This is a genomic window from Pimelobacter simplex (assembly GCF_900114845.1).
Lineage (GTDB): Bacteria > Actinomycetota > Actinomycetes > Propionibacteriales > Nocardioidaceae > Nocardioides > Nocardioides simplex.
In genome coordinates this window covers 1406899-1431664 of record NZ_FOUK01000001.1, presented here as the reverse complement: position 1 = coordinate 1431664, position 24766 = coordinate 1406899, and the positions used below count along the sequence as shown (strand labels likewise).

General features: G+C 72.8%; 22 protein-coding genes. 8 read left to right on the top strand and 14 right to left on the bottom strand.

Translation table 11 applies throughout. The annotated features are described in order from the left end of the window. The first annotated feature begins 16 nt into the window (after positions 1-16). Complete coding sequence (locus BM223_RS06970; RefSeq protein WP_038680580.1) at positions 17-202, top strand: hypothetical protein; 186 nt, start codon at positions 17-19, stop codon at positions 200-202. On the opposite strand, the gene ligA is transcribed toward BM223_RS06970, so the two are convergent. Next, entirely contained in the window at positions 196-2301 is a 2106-nt protein-coding gene (gene ligA / locus BM223_RS06965; RefSeq protein WP_038684962.1) for an NAD-dependent DNA ligase LigA, read from the bottom strand. The genes BM223_RS06970 and ligA overlap by 7 nt on opposite strands. A 185-nt stretch (positions 2302-2486) precedes the next feature. On the opposite strand from ligA, the gene BM223_RS06960 reads away from it, so the two are divergent. After that, positions 2487-3089 carry a TetR/AcrR family transcriptional regulator gene (locus BM223_RS06960; protein ID WP_038680581.1) on the top strand — a complete coding sequence of 201 codons (603 nt, stop codon included), beginning with the start codon at positions 2487-2489 and terminating at the stop codon, positions 3087-3089. 30 nt (positions 3090-3119) lie between these two features. Beyond that, the gene (locus BM223_RS06955; RefSeq protein ID WP_235318968.1) at positions 3120-4700 is read left to right on the top strand and encodes an MFS transporter; all 1581 of its coding nucleotides are present in this window, start codon (positions 3120-3122) and stop codon (positions 4698-4700) included. Positions 4701-4706: 6 nt separating this feature from the next. On the opposite strand, the gene BM223_RS06950 is transcribed toward BM223_RS06955, so the two are convergent. From BM223_RS06950 to BM223_RS06940, 3 genes are read right to left on the bottom strand one after another with little or no spacing between them, the layout of a single operon-like run. Next, on the bottom strand, positions 4707-5729 hold the full coding sequence (locus BM223_RS06950) for a uroporphyrinogen decarboxylase/cobalamine-independent methonine synthase family protein (protein WP_038680582.1): 1023 nt from the start codon (positions 5727-5729) through the stop codon (positions 4707-4709). After that, entirely contained in the window at positions 5726-6847 is a 1122-nt protein-coding gene (gene mnmA, locus BM223_RS06945) for a tRNA 2-thiouridine(34) synthase MnmA (protein WP_200886997.1), read from the bottom strand. Before mnmA ends, BM223_RS06950 begins: the two co-directional genes overlap by 4 nt. 9 nt (positions 6848-6856) lie before the next feature. Then, positions 6857-8032: a cysteine desulfurase family protein gene (locus tag BM223_RS06940; RefSeq protein WP_038680584.1), complete on the bottom strand. Its 1176-nt coding sequence runs from the start codon at positions 8030-8032 to the stop codon at positions 6857-6859. A gap of 95 nt (positions 8033-8127) precedes the next feature. On the opposite strand from BM223_RS06940, the gene ppk2 reads away from it, so the two are divergent. Then, entirely contained in the window at positions 8128-9018 is an 891-nt protein-coding gene (gene ppk2 / locus BM223_RS06935) for a polyphosphate kinase 2 (RefSeq protein ID WP_038680586.1), read from the top strand. A gap of 24 nt (positions 9019-9042) precedes the next feature. On the opposite strand, the gene proB is transcribed toward ppk2, so the two are convergent. The 7 genes from proB to BM223_RS06900 all read right to left on the bottom strand — a co-directional run bounded on the left by proB (position 9043) and on the right by BM223_RS06900 (position 17928). Further along, entirely contained in the window at positions 9043-10158 is a 1116-nt protein-coding gene (proB, locus tag BM223_RS06930; protein WP_038680588.1) for a glutamate 5-kinase, read from the bottom strand. Further along, positions 10151-11710, bottom strand: a complete 1560-nt coding sequence (gene obgE, locus BM223_RS06925; RefSeq protein ID WP_038680590.1) for a GTPase ObgE — start codon at positions 11708-11710, stop codon at positions 10151-10153. Before obgE ends, proB begins: the two co-directional genes overlap by 8 nt. 85 nt (positions 11711-11795) lie before the next feature. Beyond that, positions 11796-12050, bottom strand: coding sequence for a 50S ribosomal protein L27 (gene rpmA, locus BM223_RS06920; protein WP_038680592.1), 255 nt, complete (start codon positions 12048-12050; stop codon positions 11796-11798). A 38-nt stretch (positions 12051-12088) separates the two neighbouring features. Continuing rightward, positions 12089-12391, bottom strand: coding sequence for a 50S ribosomal protein L21 (gene rplU, locus BM223_RS06915; RefSeq protein WP_038680594.1), 303 nt, complete (start codon positions 12389-12391; stop codon positions 12089-12091). 192 nt (positions 12392-12583) lie between these two features. Continuing rightward, positions 12584-15691: an Rne/Rng family ribonuclease gene (locus BM223_RS06910; protein ID WP_082003734.1), complete on the bottom strand. Its 3108-nt coding sequence runs from the start codon at positions 15689-15691 to the stop codon at positions 12584-12586. A gap of 301 nt (positions 15692-15992) precedes the next feature. Then, positions 15993-16712, bottom strand: a complete 720-nt coding sequence (locus tag BM223_RS06905; protein ID WP_038680595.1) for a TIGR03936 family radical SAM-associated protein — start codon at positions 16710-16712, stop codon at positions 15993-15995. Between the two features lie 16 nt (positions 16713-16728). Beyond that, positions 16729-17928, bottom strand: coding sequence for a winged helix DNA-binding domain-containing protein (locus tag BM223_RS06900; protein ID WP_038680596.1), 1200 nt, complete (start codon positions 17926-17928; stop codon positions 16729-16731). Between the two features lie 31 nt (positions 17929-17959). Between BM223_RS06900 and BM223_RS06895 the strand changes: the two genes are divergently transcribed. From BM223_RS06895 to BM223_RS06885, 3 genes are read left to right on the top strand one after another with little or no spacing between them, the layout of a single operon-like run. Beyond that, entirely contained in the window at positions 17960-18685 is a 726-nt protein-coding gene (locus tag BM223_RS06895) for a DUF4190 domain-containing protein (RefSeq protein ID WP_038680597.1), read from the top strand. Between the two features lie 4 nt (positions 18686-18689). Beyond that, the gene (locus BM223_RS06890) at positions 18690-19361 is read left to right on the top strand and encodes a hypothetical protein (RefSeq protein WP_038680598.1); all 672 of its coding nucleotides are present in this window, start codon (positions 18690-18692) and stop codon (positions 19359-19361) included. Further along, positions 19358-20092 carry a hypothetical protein gene (locus BM223_RS06885; RefSeq protein ID WP_038680599.1) on the top strand — a complete coding sequence of 245 codons (735 nt, stop codon included), beginning with the start codon at positions 19358-19360 and terminating at the stop codon, positions 20090-20092. Before BM223_RS06890 ends, BM223_RS06885 begins: the two co-directional genes overlap by 4 nt. Before the next feature lie 10 nt (positions 20093-20102). Here BM223_RS06885 and BM223_RS06880 read toward each other — a convergent pair whose 3' ends face one another. The 3 genes from BM223_RS06880 to BM223_RS06870 form a co-directional block, all read right to left on the bottom strand. Further along, positions 20103-20642: an ATP-binding protein gene (locus tag BM223_RS06880; protein ID WP_052138881.1), complete on the bottom strand. Its 540-nt coding sequence runs from the start codon at positions 20640-20642 to the stop codon at positions 20103-20105. Positions 20643-20670: 28 nt separating this feature from the next. Then, entirely contained in the window at positions 20671-21978 is a 1308-nt protein-coding gene (locus BM223_RS06875) for a glycoside hydrolase family 16 protein (RefSeq protein WP_141267577.1), read from the bottom strand. A gap of 74 nt (positions 21979-22052) precedes the next feature. Continuing rightward, entirely contained in the window at positions 22053-22310 is a 258-nt protein-coding gene (locus tag BM223_RS06870; protein WP_038680602.1) for a hypothetical protein, read from the bottom strand. A gap of 134 nt (positions 22311-22444) precedes the next feature. On the opposite strand from BM223_RS06870, the gene BM223_RS06865 reads away from it, so the two are divergent. Then, positions 22445-24739, top strand: a complete 2295-nt coding sequence (locus BM223_RS06865) for a zinc-dependent metalloprotease family protein (RefSeq protein ID WP_038680604.1) — start codon at positions 22445-22447, stop codon at positions 24737-24739. Positions 24740-24766 lie beyond the last annotated feature (27 nt).

The following is a 24766-nucleotide window of genomic DNA, read 5'->3' as shown; positions in this document are numbered from 1 at the left end:
GGGGGACCCTCGAAGCATGTCCGTGACCACCGACCCCGTCCGCTCCCTCGTCCGCCAGGAGCTGCTCCGGCTCGCCGACCTCGAGGAGGCCGCCGCGGCCCAGGAGGCGCGGGCGGTCCCCTACTGGGAGCCCTGCCCGGCGACGGTGCACGGACGCCGCGCGGCGGCCCACGTGCTGCGGGCGGACGCCGAGCGCTACTGAGCCGGCAGGCCCTCGGGCCCCTGCTCCAGCAGCACCTTGAAGCCGGCCTCGTCGAGCACCGGCACCCCGAGCTGCTCGGCCTTGTCGGCCTTGGACCCGGCGTTGTCGCCGACCACGACGTAGTCGGTCTTCTTCGACACCGAGCCTGCGGCCTTGCCGCCGCGCGACAGGATCGCCTCCTTGGCCGAGTCGCGGGAGAAGTCCTCGAGCGAGCCGGTGACGACGACGGTGAGCCCCTCGAGCGTGCGGGCCACGGACTCGTCGCGCTCGTCGGCCATCGCGACGCCGTCGGCGGCCCACTTGTCGACGATCGCGGTGTGCCAGTCGACGCCGAACCACTCGATCACCGCGGCGGCGATGGTCGGGCCGACCCCCTCGGCGGCGGCGAGCGCCTCTTCGGAGGCCTCGCGGATCGCCGTCATCGAGCCGAACTCGGTGGCCAGCGCCCGCGCCGCCGTCGGGCCGACGTGGCGGATGGACAGCGCGACCAGGACCCGCCACAGCGGGACCTTCGCCTTGCGCTCGCCGAGGTTGTCGAGCAGCTTGCGGCCGTTGGCCGAGAGCTGCGGCCCCTCCTCACCCTTCTTGGGCGCCCGGGTGAACAGCCCGGTGGTGAGCAGCTGCTCCTCGGTCAACGAGAAGATGTCGCCCTCGTTGACGATGGCGCCGGCGTCGAGCAGCGCGACCGCGGCCTCGTACCCGAGCCCCTCGATGTCGAAGGCACCGCGACCCGCGACGTGGAAGACCCGCTCGCGCACCTGGGCCGGGCAGTGCTCGTGGTTGGGGCAGCGGCGGTCCTTGTCGCCCTCCTTCTGCTCGACCAGCGTGGTGCCGCACGAGGGGCACTCGGTCGGCATCACCCAGGCGGGCAGGCCCTCGGGGCGCAGCGCGAGCACCGGCCCGACGATCTCGGGGATGACGTCGCCGGCCTTGCGCAGGATGACGGTGTCACCGGGCCGCACGTCCTTGCGCGCCACCTCGTAGCCGTTGTGCAGCGTCGCCATCTCGACGGTCGAGCCCGCCACCTTGACCGGCTCCATCACGCCGAAGGGGGTCACCCGGCCGGTGCGCCCGGTGTTGACCTCGATGCCGAGCAGCTTGGTGTTGACCTCCTCGGGCGGGTACTTGAACGCGATCGCCCACCGCGGCGCGCGGCTCGTCGACCCGAGCCGGCGCTGGAGCGCGACGTCGTCGACCTTCACCACGACGCCGTCGATCTCGTAGGGCACCAGGCTGTGCCGCTTCTCCCCCGCGTTGGCGATGTAGCCCTCGACGTCGGCCAGGCTCGGCAGCACCCGGACCTGCTCGGAGACCGGCAGCCCCCACGCGTCCAGCGCCCGGTAGGCCTCGGACTGCGCGCTCGGCTCGAATCCCTCGCGCGCGCCGATGCCGTGGCAGACCATGCCGAGCGCGCGGGTCGCGGTGACCCGCGGGTCCTTCTGGCGCAGCGAGCCGGCCGCGGCGTTGCGCGGGTTGGCGAAGGCCGGCTTGCCGGCCTCGGTCATCGCCACGTTGAGCGCCTCGAAGGCCTCGACCGGCAGGAAGACCTCGCCGCGCACCTCGACCAGGTCGGGCACCGGGAACTCGTCGGTCCCGCTCAGCCGGTGCGGCACCGACCCGATGGTCTTGACGTTGGGCGTGACGTCCTCGCCGGTCCGCCCGTCACCGCGCGTCAGCGCCCGGACCAGCCGGCCCTTCTCGTAGAGCAGGTTGATCGCCAGGCCGTCGACCTTGAGCTCGCACAGCAGCGCGGGCTCGGTGATGCCGTCGCGGCCGAGGCGCGCGTACCAGGCGCCGAGCTCGTCGTACGAGAAGGCGTTGTCGAGGCTCTCCATGCGCTGCAGGTGGTCGACCGCGGTGAAGTCGGTCGACACCGCGCCGCCGACCTTCTGGGTCGGCGAGTCGGGCGTGCGCAGCTCGGGGTACTGCTCCTCGAGCTCCTCGAGCCGCCGCATCCGCCGGTCGAAGTCGGCGTCGGAGAGGGTCGGGTCGTCGAGCACGTAGTAGCGCCACCGGGCCTCGTCGACCTCGTCGGAGATCGTGGCGTGCTCGTCCCGGGCCTCGGGCGGTACGACGGGGAGGTCGGCGGCGTCGCTCATGCCGGGCATTCTTCCGCGTGGGTCCGACACCGCGCGAGCGGACCGGCCGGACCACGTCGTACCGGACAAAATGGTCGTGATTCGGGCCTGCCGACGACCATTTTGTCCGGTACGACGATCCCACCGCGGCGCTGTCGCCCAGATCACAGTTGCCAGACTTGAAACGAAACCGTACCGTTTCATCCATGGTCCCTCGACTCAGCCGCCGTGAGGCGACGACCCGTCCCCGCGTCGAGGGCAACCGTGAGCAGGAGATCCTCGACGCGACCCTCGCGGTCCTCGTCGACGTGGGGTACGACCGGCTCACGATGGACGCCGTCGCCACCAAGGCCAAGGCGTCCAAGGCCACGCTCTACCGCCGCTGGGAGGGCAAGGCCGCCCTCGTGATCGACGCCCTCATGTCGCAGAAGACGCCGCTCGAGGTGCCCACCGACACCGGCAGCCTGCGGGGTGACCTGCTGGCCGTGTTCTGCGCGGCGGGCGGCCTCACCGACCAGGTCCAGACCGCGATCCTCGGGAGCGTGGTGACGGCGATCAGCCGCGACGCGGAGTTCGCGGCGGCCTTCCGGGCGCGGTTCATCGCCCCCAAGGTCGACGTGGCCCGCCAGATCTACGAGCGTGCGCACGACCGGGGCGAGCTGCGCGACGACCTCGACCTGGAGATCCTCTCCGCCGCCCTGCCGGGCATCGTCCTGCACCGCATGTTCCTGCTGGGCGAGCCCAGCACGCCCGAACTCATCGCCCGCGTCGTCGACCAGGTGATCCTCCCGGCCGCCACCCGCGGCTGACCCTCTCCTCACACCCGAAGGAAAACGCTCGTGACCGACATCAAGTCCTCGGACGTGCCTGACGACATGACGGCTTCGCAATCCGACGCCGTCGACGGCCCGTCCTCGCCCGGCCACCTCGGCTGGGCGCTGGTGCTGATCTGCATGGCGCAGCTGATGGTGGTGCTCGACAGCACCATCGCCAACATCGCCCTGCCCTACATCGGCAACGACCTGAAGATCGACCCGTCGAACCTGTCGTGGGTCGTCACCGGCTACGCCCTCGCGTTCGGTGGTCTGCTCCTGCTCGGCGGCCGCCTGGGTGACCTGTACGGCCGCCGCCGCGTGTTCATGATCGGCGTCGCGCTCTTCGCCGTCGCCTCCGCCCTCGGTGGTGTCGCCCAGAACGAGGCCATGCTGCTCGGCTCCCGGGGCCTGCAGGGCCTCGGTGCGGCGCTCGCCTCGCCGACCGCCCTCGCGCTGATCACCACGACGTTCCCGTCCGGCCCGCAGCGCAACCGCGCGTTCTCCGTCTTCGCCGCGATGTCCGGCATCGGTGCCGCGATCGGCCTGGTCCTCGGTGGGTGGCTGACCGACCTCGACCCCGCCTGGGGCTGGCGCCTGACGTTCCTCATCAACGTCCCGATCGGCCTGCTCGCGGCGTACTTCGCCCCGAAGTTGCTGCCCGACACCGACCACCACGCCGGCACGCTTGACCTGCCCGGCGCGATCCTCGGCACCGGCGGCCTGCTCGCCCTGGTCTACGGCATCACCCGCACCAGCAACGTCGACCCCGACTCGATCACCGCCACCAACCCGCACGGCACCAGCTACGGCTGGGGTGACCCGCTGGCCCTCACCGCCATGGTGCTCGGTGTCGTCGCCCTGATCGCGTTCGTCGTGATCGAGCGCCGGGTCAAGCACCCGCTGATGCCGCTGTCGATCTTCGCCAACCGCAACCGCGCGGTCGCCTTCGTCTCGATGATGATCACGCCGGCGGCGATGTTCGCGATGTTCTTCTTCCTGTCGCTGTACGTGCAGAACGTGATGGGCTACTCGCCGCTCAAGACGGGCTTCGCGTTCCTGCCCTTCGCGGTCGGCATGGTGTTCGGCGCGACCGCGTCGTCCAAGCTCGTCGCGAAGGTCGACCCGCGCTACCTCGCCGGCACCGGCACCCTGCTCGCCGGCCTCGCGCTGTTCTTCTTCTCGCGCATCGAGTTCGGCAGCGAGAACTACTGGACCGACATCGCGCCGTTCGTCGTCCTCATGTCGATCGGCATGGGCCTGACCTTCGTGCCGATGACGCTCGTCGCCGTCCACGGTGTCCGCACCCAGGACGCCGGCATCGGCTCCGGTGTCCTCAACACGATGCAGCAGGTCGGCGGCGCGCTCGGCCTCGCCACCCTGTCGGCGGTCGCCTCGCACTTCACCACCGAGAAGCTCAGCGACCTCGCCACGGCCAGCCCGACCAACCCGGCCAACGGGCTGATCGCCTTCGCCGACGGCGCCACGCACGCCTTCCTCGTCGGCGCGTTCATGATCTGGACCGCGTCGGTGATCGTCTGGCTGCTGCTGAGCGTCAAGCACACCGAGCTCGCCACCGACGTCCCCGAGGGCGTGCACGTCGGCTGATCCCGGCTACGCCTGACCGGCCAGCGAACGGGCCACCGAGCGAACCAGCTCGGTGGCCCTTCGTGCGTCCTGGGGCGTGCTCCCGGCCAGTCCGCACGCCGGCGTGACGACCAGGCCGCCGCCGACGACCTCGGGGTCGAGGCCGAGCATGTCGAGCCAGCGGAGCACGCGCTCGATGACGGCCTTGGCGCCGGGCAGCTCCCCCGTGGTCGGGACGACGCCCAGCGCGATTGTGTCGCCCGCCTCGAGCGCCTCGGCAGCGGCGTCGTGGCCGTCGGCGTCGAGCAGCCCGAGGTCGAGCATCACGCCGCTCGCCCCGGCGCCGCGCAGCAGCCCGATCGGCACGCCGGGCGCGCAGCAGTGCACCCAGGGCGTCGCGCCGGCGTCGCGGATCGCGCCGAGGACCCACTCCAGCGCCTCGCTCGCCTCGGGCGGGTGGACCGTGCGGTGCTTGCCGAAGCCCGAGGCCGTCGGGATCCCCGCGGCGAGGACCGCCGGGAGCGCCGGCTCGTCGAGCTGCACCACCAGGGACGACGCGGACGGCAGCCGGCGCCGCAGGTCGGCGACGTGGTCGGTGACGGCGACGGCGAGGGCCTGGGCGAGCTCGCGGCGGGCGCCGTGGTCGGCGAGGAGCTTGTCGCCGCGCGGACGCTCGGCCGTCGCGGCGAGCGTCCAGGGTCCGGTCAGCTGGGTCTTGAAGGCGCCGGCGTGGCCGACGGCCCCCTCCTCGACGGCGTCGAGGTCCTGGGCCAGCAGGCTGCGGGCCCGGCGCTGGTCGACGGGCGGCGCGCCGGCCGACCCGGTCAGCCGCCAGCCGCCGGGCTGGAGATCGGCGTCGAGCTCGCCGACGAGGCCGAGCGTGCGGCCGACCATGGCGGCGGCCGCGCCACGGCCGGGCACCTCGGGGACGTACGCGATCCCGCGCTCGTCGCCGGCCACCTCGCCCAGGACGACGGCCAGCGCCTCGTCGAGGTCACGCTGCTCCGTGCCGGGGAAGGAGCCGATCCCGGTCGCGCGGACGCCGCTCACCCGGCCGCCTCGACCCGGTGGGTCGCGGTGATGGTGGCCGAGCCGACCACCCGCGTGCCGTCGTACACGACGACGGCCTGGCCGGGGGCGATGCCGTCGGCCGGGTCGAGGAGGTCGACCACCAGTGCGTCGTCGCCGACCCGCACCACCGCGCGGTGCTCGGCGCCGTGGGCGCGCAGCTGGACGCTCACGCCGTCGCCGGCGAGCACCGTGCCGGCCGCCAGGGGGGCGCCGCACCAGCGCACCCGGTCGCCGCTCACCTGGTCGACCGCGAGCCGCTCGCGCGGGCCCACGGTGACGGTGCCGGAGACCGGCTCGATGTCGAGCACGTAGCGCGGCCTGCCGTCGGGCGCGGGCCGGCCGAGCCGGAGCCCCTTGCGCTGCCCGATCGTGAACGCGAACGTGCCCTCGTGCTCCCCCAGCACCTCGCCGGTTGCGTCGTCGCGGATCTCGCCGCCCTGGTTGGGCGCGCGGTCGCCGAGCTTCTCGCGCAGCCAGCCGGCGTTGTCGCCGTCGGCGACGAAGCAGATGTCGTGGCTGTCGGGCTTGTCGGCGACCAGGAGCCCGCGCGCGGCGGCCTCGGCCCGCACCTGCGGCTTCGGCGTGTCCCCCAGCGGGAACAGCGAGTGGCGCAGCTGCTGCTCGTCGAGGACGCCCAGCACGTAGGACTGGTCCTTGGCCGCGTCGATCGCGCGGTGCAGCTCGATCGCTCCGGACGACGACGTCCGCACGGTCGCGTAGTGCCCGGTCGCGACGGCGTCGAAGCCCAGCGCCAGCGCCTTGTCGAGGACGGCGGCGAACTTGATCTTCTCGTTGCAGCGCAGGCACGGGTTCGGCGTCTGCCCGGCGGCGTAGGTGTCCATGAAGTCCTCGACCACGTCGGTGTGGAAGCGGTCGGAGAGGTCCCAGACGTAGAACGGGATGCCGATCACGTCGGCGGCCCGGCGGGCGTCGTTGGCGTCCTCGATGGTGCAGCAGCCACGGGCGCCGCTGCGGTAGGACTTGGGGTTGCGCGAGAGCGCGAGGTGGATGCCGGTCACCTCGTGCCCGGCCTCGGCGGCCCGGGCGGCGGCGACGGCGGAGTCCACTCCCCCGGACATGGCGGCGACGACCTTCACCCGGTCACCTCAGACATGGGCCGCACGCGCGCGCTCGACGCACGGGCCGATCGCCTCGGCGACGGCCGCGACGTCGGCGGCCGTGCTGGTGTGGCCCAGGCTGAACCGCAGCGAGCTGCGTGCCTCGTCGCTGGAGCGGCCCATGCCGAGCAGCACGTGCGAGGGCTGGGGCACGCCCGCGGAGCAGGCCGAGCCGGTCGAGCACTCGATGCCGCGGGCGTCGAGGAGCATGAGCAGCGAGTCGCCCTCGCAGCCCGGGAAGCTCAGGTGGACGTTGCCGGGCAGCCGGTCGACGGGGTCGCCGTTGAGAACGGCGTCGGGCACCGCCCGGCGGACAGCGGCCACGAGCTCGTCGCGCAGCCCGGCGAGCCGCGCCGCGTGGTCGGCCTGCTGCTTGACCGCGAGCTCGACGGCGGCCGCGAAGCCGGCGATCGCCGGGACGTCGAGCGTGCCGCTGCGCACGTCGCGCTCCTGCCCGCCGCCGTGCAGCTGGGGCGTCAGCTCGACCTCGCGCCGGACGACGAGCGCGCCGACGCCCTGCGGACCGCCGACCTTGTGCCCCGACAGCGAGAGCGCGTCGACCCCCGAGGCCGCGAAGTCGACCGGGGTCGCACCGACCGCCTGCACCGCGTCGGTGTGCACCGGGATGCCGTGCTCGGCCGCGATCGCGACGACCTCGTCGATCGGCTGGAGCGTGCCGACCTCGTTGTTGGCCCACATCACCGTGATCAGCGCGACCGACGCGGGGTCGCGCTCGACGGCGGCGCGCAGCGCGTCGACGCGCAGCCGGCCGTCGTGGTCGACGGGGAGCATCTCGACCTCGGCCCCCTCGTGCTCGGCCAGCCACTCGAGCGGGTCGAGGACGGCGTGGTGCTCGACGGCCGTCGACAGCACCCGGGTGCGCCGCGGGTCGCCGTCTCGCCGGGACCAGAAGAGCCCCTTGACGGCCAGGTTGTCGGCCTCGGTGCCGCCGGAGGTGAAGACCACCTCGCCGGGCCGGCAGCCGAGCGCCTGGGCGACGGTCTCGCGGGACTCCTCGATCACCCGCCGCGCGCGGCGCCCGGAGGCGTGCAGCGAGCTGGCGTTGCCGACCTCACGCAGGTGGGCCGTCATCGCCTCGACGGCGACGTCGGTCATCGGCGTCGTCGCGGCGTGGTCGAGGTAGACCGTGCGAGCGTCGTTCATGGCGCCTCCAAGATTACGGCGCACCCGGGAGCGGCCACCAACCGCCGTTCCCTGACGGACACCGGGCGTTCATGCCGGCCCCCTAGCCTCCCCGCATGCTGCACGACGTCCGCGCCTACATCGACCGCCTCGGGATCGACGGCCACACCATCGGCGACGACCACGACGACGACCCGGTGCTCATCGACCCGCACGGCCGCGCGGTCGACACCTGGCGCGAGAACTACCCCTATGCCGAGCGCCTGGCGCGCGAGGAGTACGACGAGCAGAAGTACCTCCTGCAGGTCGAGCTCCTCAAGTTCCAGGCCTGGGCGAAGGCCACCGGCAGCCAGCACGTCCTCGTCTTCGAGGGGCGCGACGCGGCCGGCAAGGGCGGCACGATCAAGAGGTTCATGGAGCACCTCAACCCGCGCCACGCCCGCGTCGTCGCGCTCACCAAGCCCAGCGACCGCGAGCTCGGCCAGTGGTACTTCCAGCGCTACGTGCAGCACCTGCCCACCGCCGGCGAGATGGCCCTGTTCGACCGCAGCTGGTACAACCGCGCCGTCGTCGAGCGGGTGATGGGCTTCTGCTCGGACGACGAGTACGACACGTTCATCCGCCACGTCCCCTACTTCGAGGAGATGCTCGTCGAGTCGGGGATCACGCTCACGAAGTTCTGGTTCTCGGTGACCCGCTCCGAGCAGCGCACCCGGTTCATCATCCGCCAGGTCGACCCGGTCCGGCAGTGGAAGCTCTCCCCCATGGACCTCGAGTCCCTGGACCGCTGGTCCGCCTACACCGAGGCGAAGGAGGCGATGATCCGGCGCACCGACACCGACGTCGTCCCCTGGACGACCATCAAGTCCAACGACAAGAAGCGCGCCCGGATCAACGCCATGCGCCACTTCCTCGCCCGCTTCGAGTACGACGGCAAGGACCACGAGGTCGTCGGGCAGCCCGACCCGCTCATCGTGCAGCGCGGGATCGACGCGGTCGGCGACTGAGGCTTCGGCTGCGGCTGCGGCCGCTCAGAGCACGACGAGGTCGTCGCGGTGGATGACCTCGCGCTCGTAGGCCGCGCCGAGCTCGCGCTTGAGCTCGCGCGAGGAGCGGCCCAGCAGGTTCGGCACCTCGGCGGCGTCGAAGTTCACCAGGCCGCGGCCCACGACGGCGCCCTCGGGGTCGAGCAGGTCGACCGGGTCACCGGCCGAGAAGTCGCCCTGGACGCCGGTCACGCCCGCCGCGAGGAGCGAGGCGCGCCGCTCGACGACCGCCCGCACCGCGCCCGCGTCGAGCAGCAGCGCGCCCTTCGCCTCGGTGGCGTGGCGCAGCCACAGCAGCCGGGTGGGCCTGCGCTTGCCGGTGGCGTGGAAGAGCGTGCCGACCGGCTCGCCGGCCAGCGCCGCGCCGGCCCGGTCGGCCGAGGTGAGGACGACGGGGATGCCCGACCCGGTGGCGATCGAGGCCGCCTCGACCTTGGTCACCATGCCGCCGGTGCCGACGCCGGCCGACCCGACGGAGCCGACGACGACGTCGGCGAGGTCGGCGCCGGTGCGCACGTCGGCGATCAGCCGGGCACCGGGGCGGCTCGGCGGGCCGTCGTACAGGCCGTCGACGTCGGAGAGCAGCACCAGCAGGTCGGCATGGACCAGGTGCGCGACGAGCGCCGCGAGCCGGTCGTTGTCACCGAAGCGGATCTCGGTGGTGGCGACCGTGTCGTTCTCGTTGACGATCGGGATGACGCCGAGCTCGAGCAGCTGGGCGAACGTCTGGTGGGCATTGCGGTAGTGCGAGCGCCGGGTGACGTCGTCGAGGGTGAGCAGCACCTGCCCGGCGATGAGGCCGTGCCGGGCGAGCTCCTCGGTGTAGCGGTGGACGAGCAGGCCCTGGCCCACGCTGGCCGCGGCCTGCTGGGCCGCGAGCCCGCGCGGACGGCGCTTGAGGCCGAGCGGGGCCAGGCCGGCCGCGATCGCCCCCGACGAGACGAGCACGACCTCGGCGCCCCGGGCGCGGGCCGCGGCCAGGACGTCGACCAGGTCGCTCATCCGGGCGGGGTCGATCCCCCCGGTCGCCGTCGTCAGGGACGATGAGCCGACCTTGACGACGATCCGGCGGGCGGCCGTGACGGCCTCCCGCTCACTCACCGGGGTCGTCCTCGAGCCAGTCGTCGTCGGGGGTCGCCGGCTTGAGGTCGGGGTCCTGCTCGGAGCCGATCTCGTAGGACGTGGGCCCGTACACCTCGGGCTGGTCGATGCGGCGGGCGACGTCGGCGCGGGTCTCGTTCTCGCCCCGCTCGGGCAGGTGCTCCTGGATCTCGCGCCGGCGCGCCGCGGCCGGGCGCTCCGGGTGGAAGCGGTCGTCCTCGCCGCGGCGCGACAGGTTCTCGGCGCCCGCGTCGATGCCCGGCTTGAAGTCGAAGACCACCGAGTTGTCGGTGGGCCCGATCAGGACGGCGTCGCCCTCCTCGGCACCCAGGCTCAGCAGCTTGGCCTCGACGCCGAGCCGGTTGAGCCGGTCGGCGAGGTAGCCCACGGCCTCGTCGTTGCTGAAGTCGGTCTGGCGCACCCAGCGCTCGGGCTTGGTGCCCCGCACCCGCCAGCCGGCACCGGTCCGCTTGATGGTGAAGCCGTCGTCGTCGACGGCCTTGGGCCGCACGACGATCCGGGCCGGGATCTCGGCCGCCTGGGCGCGCCGGGCCTCGTTGACGATCTCGGCCATCGCGTAGATGAGCTCACGGGTGCCCTCGCCGGAGACCGCGGAGATCTCGAAGACCTGCAGGCCGCGCTCGCGCAGCTCCTCGACGACCAGCTCGGCGATGCCGCGACCGTCGGGGACGTCGACCTTGTTGAGGGCCACCAGGCGCGGACGGTCGTCGAGACCGCCGTACCGGCGCAGCTCGTCCTCGATCACGTCGAGGTCGTCGACCGGGTTGCGGCCCGGCTCGAGCGTGGCCGTGTCGAGGACGTGGACCAGCGCCGCGCAGCGCTCGATGTGGCGCAGGAAGTCGTGGCCCAGGCCGCGGCCCTCGGCCGCACCCTCGATAAGGCCGGGGACGTCGGCGACGGTGAAGACGGTCTCGCCGGCGGTGACCACGCCCAGGTTCGGGACCAGCGTGGTGAAGGGGTAGTCGGCGATCTTGGGCCGGGCCCGCGAGATCGACGCGATCAGGCTGGACTTGCCGGCGCTCGGGAAGCCGACCAGACCGACGTCCGCCACGACCTTGAGCTCGAGGACGACCTCGAGCTCGTCGCCCGGCTCGCCCAGCAGCGCGAAGCCCGGCGCCTTGCGCGACTTCGACGCCAGCGAGGCGTTGCCGAGCCCACCGCGCCCACCCTGGGCGACGACCAGCTCGGTGCCCGGACCCACCAGGTCCGCGATCACCTCGCCGTTGCGGTGCTTGACCACCGTGCCGGCCGGGACCGGCAGCACCAGGTCGGCGCCATGCGCGCCGTTGCGCCGGTCGCCGGCACCGTGGCCGCCGTGCTCGGCCTTGCGCTGGGGGCTGTGGTGGTACTCCAGCAGCGTCGTCACGTCGGGGTCGACCCGCAGCACGATCGACCCACCCGGCCCGCCGTTGCCGCCGTCGGGACCACCGAGCGGCTTGAACTTCTCGCGGTGGACCGACGCGACGCCGTTGCCGCCGCGACCGGCGGACACGGACAGGACCACGCGGTCGACGAAGGTGGGGACGGCCATGGGATTCAGTCTTTCAGTAGAAATGGACGAAGGGCGTCCCGGAACCGGGACGCCCTTCGAAGCCTCAGGTCAGAGTGAGCGTCGCTCACTCACCCGGGACGATGTTGACGACCTTGCGGCCGCGCTTCTTGCCGAACTCCACCGCACCGGGGATCAGCGCGAACAGCGTGTCGTCGCCGCCACGGCCGACGCCGGAGCCCGGGTGGAAGTGGGTGCCCCGCTGGCGGACGATGATCTCGCCGGCGTTGACGACCTGGCCGCCGAAGCGCTTCACGCCGAGGCGCTGGGCGTTGGAGTCGCGGCCGTTCTTGGTGGACGCCGCGCCCTTCTTGTGTGCCATGTTTCAGTCCTTCGGAGATGGTGCCGAGTCGGTCGGACTCAGAGCGAGATGTCGGTGACCTTGACCTGGGTGTACTTCTGGCGGTGACCCTGGCGCTTCTTGTAGCCGGTCTTGTTCTTGTACTTCTGGATGACGATCTTCGGGCCCTTGGTGGCGCCGAGGACCTCGACCGTCACGGCGGCCTTGTCCAGACCGGTGCTGGTCACCTGGTCGCCGTCGACAGCGAGGACGACCGGAAGGGTCAGGGTCTCACCGGCGGGCGTGGAGATCTTGTCGATCTCGATGACGTCGCCGACAGCGACCTTCTCCTGCTTCGATCCTGCGCGCACGATCGCGTACACCACCGGGCTCCTTCTGGTTCAACGTCTAGGTCTACGGCACACTGCGGATCCCTCGTCGCGAGCTCACGTCGCGAGATGCCGGGTGCCAGCAGAACGGAACGCCTCGGCGGCGCACCGACGAACAATGTTACGGGCCGGGCCGGGATCCGCCAAAACGCGGCTCCCGGCACCGGGCCCGGGCTGGGGCCCGGGCTAGCGCTTGCGGGCGCCCTTCTTCTTGATCGGGACGTGCTCGACGTGGGGCTCGGGCTGCTCCGGCTGCTCCGGCTCGGGCTCTGCGGGCTGCTCGGGCTCCGGGGCCGGCTCGGCGGCGACCGGCGGGCCGGCGGGACGCGAGGCGGCCCGGCGGCGGGTCCGGGTCACCACGGTGGTCGTGGCGACCGGCTCCGGGGCCGGCTCGGGCTCGGGCTCCGGCGTGGGCTCGGGCTCCGGCTCGGGCGTGGGCTCGGGCGTGGGCTCCGGGGTCGGCTCCGGCGCCGGGGCGGCCTCGACCTCGGGGGTCTCGACCTCGGGCGCCTCGTCGGCCGGCTGCTCGTCGGACGGCTTGGCCATCGCGGCGACGTCCTTCGGCGACGGGACGCTCGCCTTCGGCGCCTCCGCCGCGGCGCTGCCCTGGCCGCGGCCCTTGCGGCGCCGGCTGCTGCGCGACGAGGACTCCCCGTCGCCGCCGCCCTGGCCGCCGCCACCGTTGCCACCGCCGCCACCGTTGCCGCCGCCACCGCCGTTGCCGCCACCGCCGCCACGCTTCGGCTCGACCGGGAGGTCGTGCACGAGCAGGCCGCGGCCCTGGCAGTGCGAGCAGGTCTCGCTGAAGGCCTCCAGCAGGCCGGTGCCGATCCGCTTCCGGGTCATCTGGACCAGGCCAAGCGAGGTGACCTCGGCGACCTGGTGCCGGGTCCGGTCGCGGCCCAGGCACTCGACCAGGCGGCGGAGCACGAGGTCGCGGTTGGACTCGAGCACCATGTCGATGAAGTCGACGACGATGATGCCGCCGATGTCGCGCAGCCGGAGCTGGCGGACGATCTCCTCGGCGGCCTCGAGGTTGTTCTTGGTCACCGTCTCCTCGAGGTTGCCCCCGGATCCGGTGAACTTGCCCGTGTTGACGTCGACGACCGTCATCGCCTCGGTCCGGTCGATGATGAGCGAGCCACCCGACGGGAGCCAGACCTTGCGGTCGAGGCCCTTGGCGATCTGCTCGTCGATCCGGTACGTCGAGAAGAGGTCCGGCGCGCCGTCGCCGGCCTCGTGGCGCTCCAGGCGCTCGGCGAGGTCGGGGGCGACGTGGTCGACGTACTCCTTGACGGTGTCCCAGGCGTCGTCGCCCTGGACGACGAGCTTGGCGAAGTCCTCGGTGAAGAGGTCCCGGACGACCTTGAGGGTCAGGTCCGGCTCGCCGTAGAGGAGCTGCGGCGCGTTGCCCTTGGCGACGCGCGCCTCGATGTCCTCCCAGCGCGCCTTGAGCCGCTCGACGTCGCGGGTGAGCTCGTCCTCGGAGGCACCCTCGGCGGCGGTCCGGACGATGACGCCGGCCGTGTCCGGGACGATCTCCTTGAGCAGCGCCTTGAGTCGCGCGCGCTCGGTGTCGGGGAGCTTGCGGGAGATCCCGGACGTCGTCCCGTCCGGGACGTAGACCAGGAACCGGCCCGCGAGGCTGATCTGGCTGGTGAGCCGGGCGCCCTTGTGCCCGATCGGGTCCTTGCTGACCTGGACCAGGATCGTCTGGCCGGACTGCAGGACCGACTCGATCTTGCGCGGCTGGCCGTCCTTGTGGCCGAGCGCGGACCAGTTGACCTCACCGGCGTACAGGACGGCGTTGCGGCCCTTGCCGATGTCGATGAAGGCGGCCTCCATCGACGGCAGGACGTTCTGGACGCGGCCCAGGTAGACGTTCCCGATGAGCGAGGTCTGCGACTCGCGGGCGACGTAGTGCTCGACGAGGACCTTGTCCTCGAGGACGGCGATCTGGGTGAGGTCCTTGCGCTGGCGGATCGCCATCACGCGCTCCACCGACTCGCGCCGGGCGAGGAACTCCGCCTCGCTCACGATCGGCGCCCGGCGCCGGCCGGCCTCACGGCCCTCGCGGCGGCGCTGCTTCTTCGCCTCCAGGCGGGTGGAGCCGGAGATCGACGTGATCTCGTCGTCGGCCGAGCGCGGCTTGCGGACCCGGGTGACCGTGTTCTCCGGGTCGTCGCCACCCTCGCCGTCGGAGCCGGACTCCCCCGCACGACGGCGCCGGCGCCGGCGCCGCGACGACGTCGAGCCGCCGCCCTGGGCGCCGTTCTCGGAGTCGCCCTCGCCCTCGCCGTCGGTCTCAGCGTCGGTGTCGGTGTCGCTGTCGGTCTCGTTGTCGCTGTCGGACGACGAGGCGCGGCCCTTGCCCTGGTTCTGGCCCTGGCCCTGACCCTTGCCGCGGCCCTTGCCCTGACCCTGGCCCTGACCCTTGGCGCGGGCCGGGGCGTCGGTCTCAGCCTCGCCCTCGGCGTCGGCCTCGCCCTCGGCGTCGGTGTCGGCGTCGGTGGCGGCGCTGTCGGAGTCGTCGTCGGCGTTCGCGCCGGCCGGCTTCCGGCGGCGGCGACCGCCCCGGCGACGGCGGCGGCGGGGAGCTCCGGTGGCGGTGTCGTCCTCGTCGTCGTCACCGTCGGAGTCGGATTCGGAGTCCTCGGTGTCGTCGGACTCGTCGGTGCTCTCGGGCTCAGGCTCGGGCTCGGGCTCGGGCTCGACCGGTGCGGCCTCGGCCTCAGGCTCGGCCTCGGCCTCGGGCGCAACCTCGACCTCGACCTCGACCTCGGCCTCGGGCTCGGGCTCCTCGACGACCGCGACCTCCGGCTCCGGCTCCGGCGCGGGCGCGGGCGGGGTCGTGGGCGTCTCCTCCTCCGGCGTCAGCATCAGCTGCTCGGAGGTCGGCTCGGCGACGGCCTCGGCCGGGACCTCGGCCACCTTCTTCGCCCGGGACCGGGTGGTCGTCTTCTTCGCCGCGGTGCCGGTGGTCGCCTTCTTCGCGGCAGCGGTCTTCTTGGCCGCGGCGGTCGTGGTCTTCTTCGCGGCGGCCGTCTTCTTGGCCGCGGCGGTCGTGGTCTTCTTCGCGGCGGCCGTCTTCTTCGCTGCGGCGGTCGTGGTCTTCTTCGCGGCGGCCGTCTTCTTCGCCGCGGCGGTCGTCGTCTTCTTCGCGGCGGCCTTCTTGGCCGTCTTCGCTGCCTTCGCCGGCTTCTCAGCCGCGGGAGCGGGGCTGTCCGGGGTGTCCGGGCCGTCGGCGATCGGCGTGATCGGGGTGATCGGGGTGTCCGTGGGCGCGTCGGTCATTGCGCTACTCCTCCACCCGGCGCTTCCGCGTCCGGGGTGTCATCGGGCTCGCGCAACGCGCGGCACCGTAAGCCTTCGGGGGACGACACCCTCCGCGGAGCGTCACTGGAGGCGGGCCGCTCGCCTGCCGCGGTCGCGGGGTGCGTCGCGTCGGGCGGTCGTACCGTCTCCACCGTGCCGACCGGTCAGTTGCCTGCCGTCCGGCGAGAACGTCGTCAGATCGCACCGCGCGCTGTCCTGTGGGACGCGCACGGGGGTGGATCTGTGGCGAGTATCGCACACGGCCTTCAGGCCGCGGGCATCACCGGGCGGCCAGCGGGTCGCCGACGGTGCCGGCCTCCCGGTCCAGGACGCCCTGGGCGACCCGGGTCAGCAGCACCGTCCCCGGGACGGCGAGACCGCCGACCTCGCGCAGTCCGGTGAGCACGTCGTCCGGCCGGACGGCGGGCACGGTGTGCTCGAGCAGCAGGTCGAGCTGCCCGCTCTCGGCCACCGCCAGCCGGACGACGGCAGCGCGGCAGTCGAAGCTGCGCATGCCCTTCTTCGTCATCCGCTCGACGGTCACCGAGTCGGTCGCGAGGAAGGCGTCGACCGCGGCGCCGACCTCGTCCGCGGGAGCGGCGCCGAGGTCGAGGAGCCAGTGGCTGGCGGTGAGCAGATCGGAGAGCGAGCCCGCGGAAGAGCCCGCGGCGTCGACGATGGTGACCACGTCGAGCCCGTCGGGGAGGACGGCGTCGAGCGCGGTGCCGATCTCGGCGGGGTCGCGGACCTCGGCGAGGCCGAGCTCGACGTACTCCGACTCGCTGGCCGCGCCGGTCGGCGAGGCGCCGGCGTAGGAGATCCGCGGGTGCGGGTGGAAGCCCGACGAGTAGGCCATCGGGATCCGGGCCCGGACGACGGCGCGCTCGATGGCGCGGCTCACGTCGCGGTGGCTGGTGAAGCGCAGCCGGCCGCGCTTGGCGTACCGGATCCGCAGCTTCTGGACCGGCGGTGCCTGCTGCTCGGGCTGCTGACGACTCACGGGCGGAAATCCTAGGTCAGGGAAGGAGCGCGTTCCGCATCTGCGGTGACGCGTAGACGTTGGTGATCCGCACCCCGTCGAGCCACGCGGTCAGCCGGGCGGCCTCTGCGTCGAGCGCGGCGCTCGCCTCGGCACCGACGTCCTCGCGCAGGACGACCCGCACCTCGCCCGCGTCGTCCTGCAGCCAGCACCCGACCACCCGGCCGTTCCACCACGCGGTGTTGCCGGCGTTCCCGTTGCTGTCGAAGAGGTACGGCGTGTGCGCGGCGTCGAGGTAGAAGGACCGCTCCTTCCAGCCCATCACCGTCGGGTCCAGGGTCGGCAGCAGCGCGGCCCAGGGCGCGACCTCGGCCCCCTCCCTGTCCTCGGCGTCCTCGGCGTCGTCCGGCAGCACCCAGCCGGTCCCGCCGTCGTCCAGGGCGACGGCGACCGCGGCCACGTCCGCGAGCGCCCGGCGCACGATCGTCTTCGTGGCGCCGAGCCACCACACGATGTCGGCCTCGGTACCGGGGCCGAAGGTCCACAGCCAGCGGCGCACCAGCGCGGCGTACCCCTCCGCGGCCTCCAGCGGGGCCGGTGCGGGGTCGCCGAGCCAGTCGCCGGTGGCGGTCCAGGTGGGCTTGTTGAACCGCCAGTGCCCGGCGTTCTCGGCCCGGAGCACCCGCGCCTCGGCGCCGAGCACCGTCATCACCCGCGGCGCCAGCGGGACCTCCCCCGCCCACTTCGAGCCGGCCGCCCCGCGGAGCACCTTGGTCGCGAGCTGCGGCACCTCCTCACGCAATTGCGCGGTGGTACGGGGCTTCCCGTCGCCGAGGACGTCGAGGACGGCGTCCGCCGCGGCCACCAGCCACGCGTCGGGATCGTCGGCCAGCCCGTTCGCCCCCAGGTCCTTGGCCACCAGGGTGCGCTGCTGCTGGGCGACCCGGGCCGCCGCACTCCCCCACACCGCGGGCAGCAGGTCGCGCGGGAAGGCGAACAGCGTGCGCCTCATCGCGAGCTGCTTCACGATGCTGCGCTCGTCGTACAGCGCCCTCTCGACGTCGTCGACCGTGAGGTCCGCGACCCGTGCCCACAGCGCCAGGTGGACGGTCGCCGCCTCGGTCGCGTGGAGCGCCGTCATCGCCTCGGCGGCGGCCGTCACGCTCGGGTAGGGGCGGGCCAGACCGTGGCGCTGCGCGAGCCGGCGCCGGCGCCGTTCATCGGGGAACTTCAGCACGACCCCATGATTCCGCACTAGTCTGACCGCCGTGAGCGATCCGTACGGCAGCAACCCCCAGAGCCCCTACGGCGGCGGCCAGGGCAACCCGAACCCCTATGGCGCGCCCCAGGGCGGCGGCTACGGCCCGCCGTCGGGCAGCGGCTACCCGGGCGCCCCGGGTGGCTACGACGCCACGCCCCCGAAGAAGACCGACGGCGTCTCGGTGGCGTCGTTCGTCCTGAGCCTGCTGTGCTGCACGGGTCTGATCGGCCTGATCCTCGGCTTCATCGGCCTGTCCCGCACCAAGGGCGGCCAGCGCAAGGGCCGCGGCTTCGCGATCGCCGGCATCGCGCTCGGCCTCGTCTCCGTGCTCGTCGGGGTCGGCCTCGTGGTCGCGGTCTCGACCGGCCTGTTCGGCACGCCGATCAACGACCTCAAGGACGGGCAGTGCATCACCGGCAACGGCCTGGACAAGAGCGCCGACGAGGGCGTCAGCGGGATCAAGGTCGTCAAGTGCGACGAGGACCACGACGCGCAGGTGATCGCGACCAAGAAGCTCTCGTCGTCCGAGGCCAAGGCCTACGACTTCGGCGACCAGCAGCAGATCGTCGAGCACTGCTCGCCGATGCTCGACGCCGGTGAGGCCAGCCTGATCATCGACCCGAAGTACTTCGTGATCGCTCTGACCCAGGACAAGAAGCCCTCCTCGGGCGACAAGGTGGTCTGCGTGCTCACCCTCGCCGACGGCGGCAAGCTGGACAAGAAGCTCCCCTGACGCCATGAGCAACCCGTACGGCGGCGAGTACCCGCCGTACCAGCCCGCGCCGAACCCGTACGACAGTGGTGCGTACGGGTCGGCGCGGACGCCGTTCGACGGCGTCTCGCTGGCCGCCCTCATCTGCTCGGCGACGTGCTGCGCGGCGCCGGTCGGCATCGGGCTCGGCATCGCCGGCCTCGTCCGGACCCGTGCGGGCCGCCGGACCGGCCGCTGGGCGGCGATCACCGGACTGGTGCTCGGCATCGTCCTGACGCTCGCGATGGCCGGCTTCTTCGTCTTCGCGATCGTGCTGGGAGCGAAGTCGATCGAGGAGGCCGATGCGCGCGCGGGCCAGTGCGTCGACGTCAACACCCTCGACATCGTCGAGAAGGCCGACTGCGACGAGCCCCACGACGGCGAGATCGTCTGGGCCGGCCGGTTCGACGGCGCGCTCGTGAAGTCCTTCGAGAGCAGCTCGACCCAGGACTTCTGCGCCGGGCTGCCGGGGCTCTCCGCGTCGTACCGCGCGGCCGTGGAGGGCAACGAGTACGAGGCCGCGGTCTCGGTCGACGCCTTCGAGGAGGACGAGCCCGACACCGGCGACTGGTTCGTCTGCTACGTGACGCGCGGTGACGGCGAGAAGCTCGAGAAACCCGTAGGTGCGGGCGATTCCGGCGGAACGACGGGCGCATGAGCTACCCGCCGCCGCCACCGGGCCCCTCGTCGTACTACGACCCGCCCGGCCCGTACACCTCCCCGGCGGCACCGCCGAGCACCGACAAGGGACTGGGCTGGACCGGTCTCGGCCTCGCGCTCGTCGTCTGCGTGCCGTGCCTGCCGCTCGTCGGCTTCGTTCTCGCGATCATCGCGCTGGCCCGGCGCCGCTTCCAGCCGCGCTGGGTCGCCGCGCTCACCCTCGTCCTCGGGCTCGGCGCGACCGCCCTCCAGGTGGCGCTCGTGCCGAGCCTGCTCGACGCCGTCCGCGACGGCGTCAACGACAGCCTCGATGACTCCGCCGACCGCGCCCGGCGCTCCGGCGACCCGACCGAGATCCCGCCGCTCAAGCTGCGCGCCGGCGACTGCTTCAACGACCCCGCCGCACGCAGGGCCGGCACCGAGCAGATCGAGGCCAGCACCGTCACCCTCCTGCCCTGCACGAGCGACCACGACCTCGAGGTCTACGCCTCGCTGCGCATCCCGGGCGACAAGTTCCCCGGACAGGCCGCGATCGACAAGCGTGCGGGCGAGTGCCTCAAGCGGTTCCGCGGCTTCGTCGGCAAGCCGTACGGCAGGTCGCGGTTCGAGGTCATCTACTACTTCCCGTCGAAGCGGAGCTGGAAGCTGCTCGACGACCGCACGCTCACCTGCGCCATCGGGCATCCCGACCACCGGGTCACCGGGACGCTGCGCGACAAGCGGCGCTGACGGCGGCCACTCAGCCGAGCGCCGCGACGAGCGCGTCGTACGTGGCGGCGGGGCCGGCGCCCGCGTCGAGCAGGATGACGCCCGCGGCGCCCTCCGCCGACAGCGCGAGCCGGCGGTCGAGCTCGTCGACGGCCGCCGCTCCCCCGGCCGCGTCGATCTCCGCCCGCACCACCGCGTGGAGCGGATCGTCGGCCGAGCGTCCGTACAGCCGTTCCTGCGCCACCCCGCGCGGCGCGCGCAGGAGCACGTGCACGTAGTCGTGGCCCGCGTCGGCAGCGATCGCGCGGAAGCCTGCCCGCTCACCTTCGTCCGCCAGCATCTGTGGGAGGACGACGTCCCGGCCGCCGTCGAGGTGGGCCGCGATCATCGCCTGCGCGACCGGGCGGATCACCGCGCCGGCACCTGCGAAGTCGTCCTCCCAGCCGCCGACGAAGCAGCGGAGCCGGTCGATGTCGCAGGCGAGCACGCCGGGGTGCTCCGCGGCGTAGCGCTGCGCGAGCGTGCTCTTGCCGACGCCCGGGGCGCCGTTGAGGTGGAGTAGTCGGGCCACCTCGACGAGCCTAGGGCGCCGGCGAGCGCTACTGCCAGACGCGCACGTAGTCGATCTCGGTGGTGCCGACATCAGGAGTGTCGCCCGGCGTCAGCGTGTACTCGTTGAGCGTCTCGGCGTTGCCGAACGCCTGCATGAGGATCAGGTAGAACCCCTTGTTGAAGGGTCCGCCCGAGATGGCCACGTCGCTGCACGGCGTCGGGTTGTCGTTGACCCAGGTGGTGAGGCGGCTCGAGGACCAGAGGAACTTGTAGGTGTTGAAGCCGCCGACGGCGCCGCCGGTGGTGGGGTCGATATTGCAGCCCGGGCTCTTCCAGCCGCCGGTCGTCGTCCCGGAGAGCTGGTGCATGGCGGGCGCGTTGAGGTTGCCCGCCGCGCTGTAGAACTCGGCGAAGTCCATCTCGCCCGACAGCGGCCAGAAGCCGTACCTGTCGGTCGTCGGCCAGAGGTAGAAGGTCTCCTGCAGGCCCTTCGCCGTGTCGGTCGGGTACGTCGGCGTGGCGGGCGGCGTGACCGCACGGCCCTCGGTGCTGCCGTGCAGCGAGGGGAGCTTGGCGCGGACCTCGTAGTAGCCGTAGGTCTGCTGCAGCGTCGGCTGGGTGCCGTCCGGGACGTTGTGCCAGACCGTCGCGCCGAACTTGCGGGACGACTTCGTCGGGTTGGCGGGGCACGCGGTCGCGGTCGCCTTGACGCTGGCCGTCAGGTGCAGGCTGCCGCCGTCGACCTTGACGTTGCCGGTGCTCTCGTCGCCGAAGCACGCCTTCTCGACCTTCGGCTGCGTCATCAGGCCCTGCTTGGCGACGTGCCAGTACGTCGTGTCGAGCGCCGTGCCCGAGAACTCGTCGCTGAACGTGCACTGCCAGCTGCCCCCACCAGGACGCGCGACCGCCGGCGTGGCGCTCGCGCACCCGTACACGCCGGGGACGGCGACCGGCGTCGGGTCGACGACGACGTTGAGGGTCGTGACGGCCGACGTCCCGGCCGTGTGGTTGGCGTTCGCCGCGACCTTGACCCGGTACTGGTAGTTGCCGAGCAGGCCTTGCCTGACCGCGAACCTGGCCTGCAGGTCGCCGTCCAGCGTGGTGCTGTCGACGAGCGACCAGAGCAGGCCGAGGGCCTTGTGCTCGAGCTGCACCGTCTCGCCGACCAGACCGGGGTCGACGGTGACCGTGAAGGTGGACGTGTCGTTCTGGCCGACCGGGTTGGGCGCGGCGACGACGGTGAGGGTGGGAGCGGAAGGGGTCGCCTGGGCGACCATGGGAGCGACAACTGCCGCTGCGCCGAGAACCAGGGCAAGCGCGGCGAGGCTGATCAGCCTTCGGGGGTGCGTCGTCATGGGCTGAATGTGCACCCGCGCCGTCCCGGTTGTCATGACACGTCGGCACTATGGCGGTGAGGGTTCACCAACTGCTACGGGTGCTGGGTCGACCCGTCCGGCTCCGCCGCCGACGCCGGCGTCGGCACCGCGACCTCCCGCTCCCCCGTCCGCACCCAGTGCCGCCAGCCCGGCGACAGCAGCCGGCCCGCGTTGAGCACGAACAGCAGCGCCGCGAGGACCCGCAGCCAGTCCAGGTCCGAGGTGAGCGCACCGATGGCGAGCACGGTCAGCAGGACCAGCCGTGGGGCGGCCCGGACGGCGACCATCGCCGGCGCGGCAGCGTCGGCCATCAGAGGCCGCTCGTCAGGAGCACACGCAAGGAGACCAGTCGCACGCCGTCACCCTACGGGGCGCACGCCTGACCGAGGATGGCGGACTTCCCCAAAGCACTGCGTCGCGGCGGCCGACCCGACAGACTCGCCTGATGCTCCCCGTGCGGCTCGTCGCCGCGGTGTCGTCGTCCTTCCTCCTCCTCGGTTCGCTCTCCACCGGCACCCCGGCCGCCGCGTCCGCCGCCTCCGCCGCGTCCGCGGACGCGGGGCCCGGCCTGCACGGAAGGGCCGCGATCAGCCAGCTCGACGACGAGCTCGCCGCGATCGCCGGACGGTCCGGGCTGAGCGGGCGCGAGCTGCGCCGGATCCTGGCGACCGACGACTCCGCGCACGTGACGTCGGGAGGCCGGCTCGTGTACGCCGACACGTTCCCGGAGGCGCCCGCCGGCGCCCGCGCCCAGGCCGCCGACGCACCGCTGCCCGAGGCGTCGACCTTCACGCTGCACAGCCGGCCGGGCTCGAAGCACACGATCTTCCTGGACTTCGACGGCGCCGAGGTCAGCAACACCTACTGGAACCTCCAGGCCGGCATCCCGAACGGCCACTACGACGGGTTCTCGATCGACGAGGACCTGTCCACCTTCAGCAGCGCGGAGCACGCCTACATCCAGGAGAACTGGCGGATCCTCGCCGAGGTCTTCGCGGCGTTCGACGTCGACGTCACCACCGAGGACCCCGGTCCCGCGGCGTACGACCGCGACGGCGTCGCCGACGACACCTACGGCGACCACGTCCTCTACAGCGACGACCCGGACTCACGGCCGATCTGCGCGGGCTGTGCCGGGATCGCCGTCTTCGGCGCCTTCGCCGACCCCTCGGAGGAACGCACCAACACGCTGGAGCCGGTCTGGGTGCGCAAGCAGCCGAACGCCTTCCTCGCGGCGACCGTCGCCGCCCACGAGATCGGGCACACCCTCGGCCTGAACCATGACGGAGTCACCACCGCCCCGACCGAGCAGTCCCGGGAGTACTACGGCGGCCAGGGCGCGTGGACTCCCATCATGGGCTCGGGTCTCCACGGGATCGTCCAGTTCAGCAACGGCGACTACGCCAACGCGACCAACCGTCAGGACGACTTCGCCACTATGGTCGCCACCGGCCTCCCGCTGCTGCCGGACGACGCCGGGAACACCGCCGCCTCCGCGACCAGCCTGGGGGCCCGGACCGACTACACCGTCGACGGCGTCGTCACCAGCCGCGACGTCGACTACTACAAGGTGGGCCCGTGCACCGCGGCTCCTTCGGTGGAGGCCCTCGGGAACGGTGACGGCAGCGCGCTCGACCTGCGGGTCGACCTGCGCCGGGCAGACGACAGCCTGGTCGCCTACTCCGACCCTGCCTCGGCGGAGGTCGTCGTCGGCGGCTTCGCCCACCGGACGGCGACCGGCATGGACGCACCGCGGATCTCGCCGAGCGGCGGCGCGGGGACCTACTACGTCAAGGTCCGCGGCGTCGGCAACGGCGATCCGCTCACGACCGGCTACTCCGACTACGGGAGCGTCGGCACCTACACGCTGTCGGTCGACGGCTGCGCCGCCACGAACGGCACCACCCCGAACGCCCCTGCCTCGATCGACCTGACCACCAGCAAGGGCTCGGGCACGCTCACCTGGGCGGCCCCGGCGACCGGCCCGGCACCGACGGGCTACCGGATCAGCGGGATCGCCGGTGGACCGGTCGAGGTCCCTGCCGGCACCACCACGAGGGCGATCACCGTGCCGGGCGGGTACGACGTCAACGTGGCCGTCGCCGCGCTGAACGCCGCCGGCGCCGGAGCGCCCGCCACGCTCAACCGGCACGTCGCGTCCTGGGTGCCGTCCGCGCCACCCGCCGTCACCGTGGCGACCAGCGGGCTGCGGGCGACCATCACCTGGACGCCCGCCGCGAACCCGGGCAACGCCCACCTGAGCCACTGGCTGCTGACCGTCGACGGCCTGCTCGCCCCGCAGACCAGCCCCACCCGGAGCTTCACGGCGACGTTCTCGGCGTACGGCACCCACACCATCCGGCTGGTGCCCGAGATGGAGGCCGAGCTCCCCGGGACCGCGCCGGCTCGCACGATCCAGGTCCTGGTCGCCGTCAAGCCGTCGGCACCGCGGATCGGCACCGCGTCGTCAGGCACGGCCGGCGGGAAGGCCACCGCGACCGCGCGCTGGACGCCCCCCACGACCAGCGGCGGCGCGGCCATCACGTCGTACAAGGTCATCGCGTCGAAGATCGTGAAGGGCAGGGTGGTCGGGACGAGGGTCTCCGCCGCCCTGCCGGCCACCGCTCGCTCGTACGCGTTCCGGCTCGCCAAGGGCTCCTACCGGTTCCGCGTCGTCGCCACCAACGTCAAGGGCGCGTCGCCGGCGTCGGCGTACTCCCGGACCGTCGTCGCGCGGTAGCGCGCGACGGCGAGCGCAGGCAGGTCC

Excerpts from the sequence above, each read along its gene's own strand:
- BM223_RS06970 (WP_038680580.1), top strand. The coding sequence starts at position 17 with ATGTCCGTGACCACCGACCCCGTCCGCTCCCTCGTCCGCCAGGAGCTG.
- BM223_RS06940 (WP_038680584.1), bottom strand. The coding sequence starts at position 8,032 with ATGAACGACGCTCGCACGGTCTACCTCGACCACGCCGCGACGACGCCG.
- BM223_RS06865 (WP_038680604.1), top strand. The coding sequence starts at position 22,445 with ATGCTCCCCGTGCGGCTCGTCGCCGCGGTGTCGTCGTCCTTCCTCCTC.
- BM223_RS06890 (WP_038680598.1), top strand. The coding sequence starts at position 18,690 with ATGAGCAACCCGTACGGCGGCGAGTACCCGCCGTACCAGCCCGCGCCG.
- ppk2 (WP_038680586.1), top strand. The coding sequence starts at position 8,128 with ATGCTGCACGACGTCCGCGCCTACATCGACCGCCTCGGGATCGACGGC.
- BM223_RS06960 (WP_038680581.1), top strand. The coding sequence starts at position 2,487 with ATGGTCCCTCGACTCAGCCGCCGTGAGGCGACGACCCGTCCCCGCGTC.
- BM223_RS06910 (WP_082003734.1), bottom strand. The coding sequence starts at position 15,691 with ATGACCGACGCGCCCACGGACACCCCGATCACCCCGATCACGCCGATC.
- BM223_RS06870 (WP_038680602.1), bottom strand. The coding sequence starts at position 22,310 with ATGGCCGACGCTGCCGCGCCGGCGATGGTCGCCGTCCGGGCCGCCCCA.
- ligA (WP_038684962.1), bottom strand. The coding sequence starts at position 2,301 with ATGAGCGACGCCGCCGACCTCCCCGTCGTACCGCCCGAGGCCCGGGAC.
- rpmA (WP_038680592.1), bottom strand. The coding sequence starts at position 12,050 with ATGGCACACAAGAAGGGCGCGGCGTCCACCAAGAACGGCCGCGACTCC.
- obgE (WP_038680590.1), bottom strand. The coding sequence starts at position 11,710 with ATGGCCGTCCCCACCTTCGTCGACCGCGTGGTCCTGTCCGTGTCCGCC.
- BM223_RS06875 (WP_141267577.1), bottom strand. The coding sequence starts at position 21,978 with ATGACGACGCACCCCCGAAGGCTGATCAGCCTCGCCGCGCTTGCCCTG.
- BM223_RS06885 (WP_038680599.1), top strand. The coding sequence starts at position 19,358 with ATGAGCTACCCGCCGCCGCCACCGGGCCCCTCGTCGTACTACGACCCG.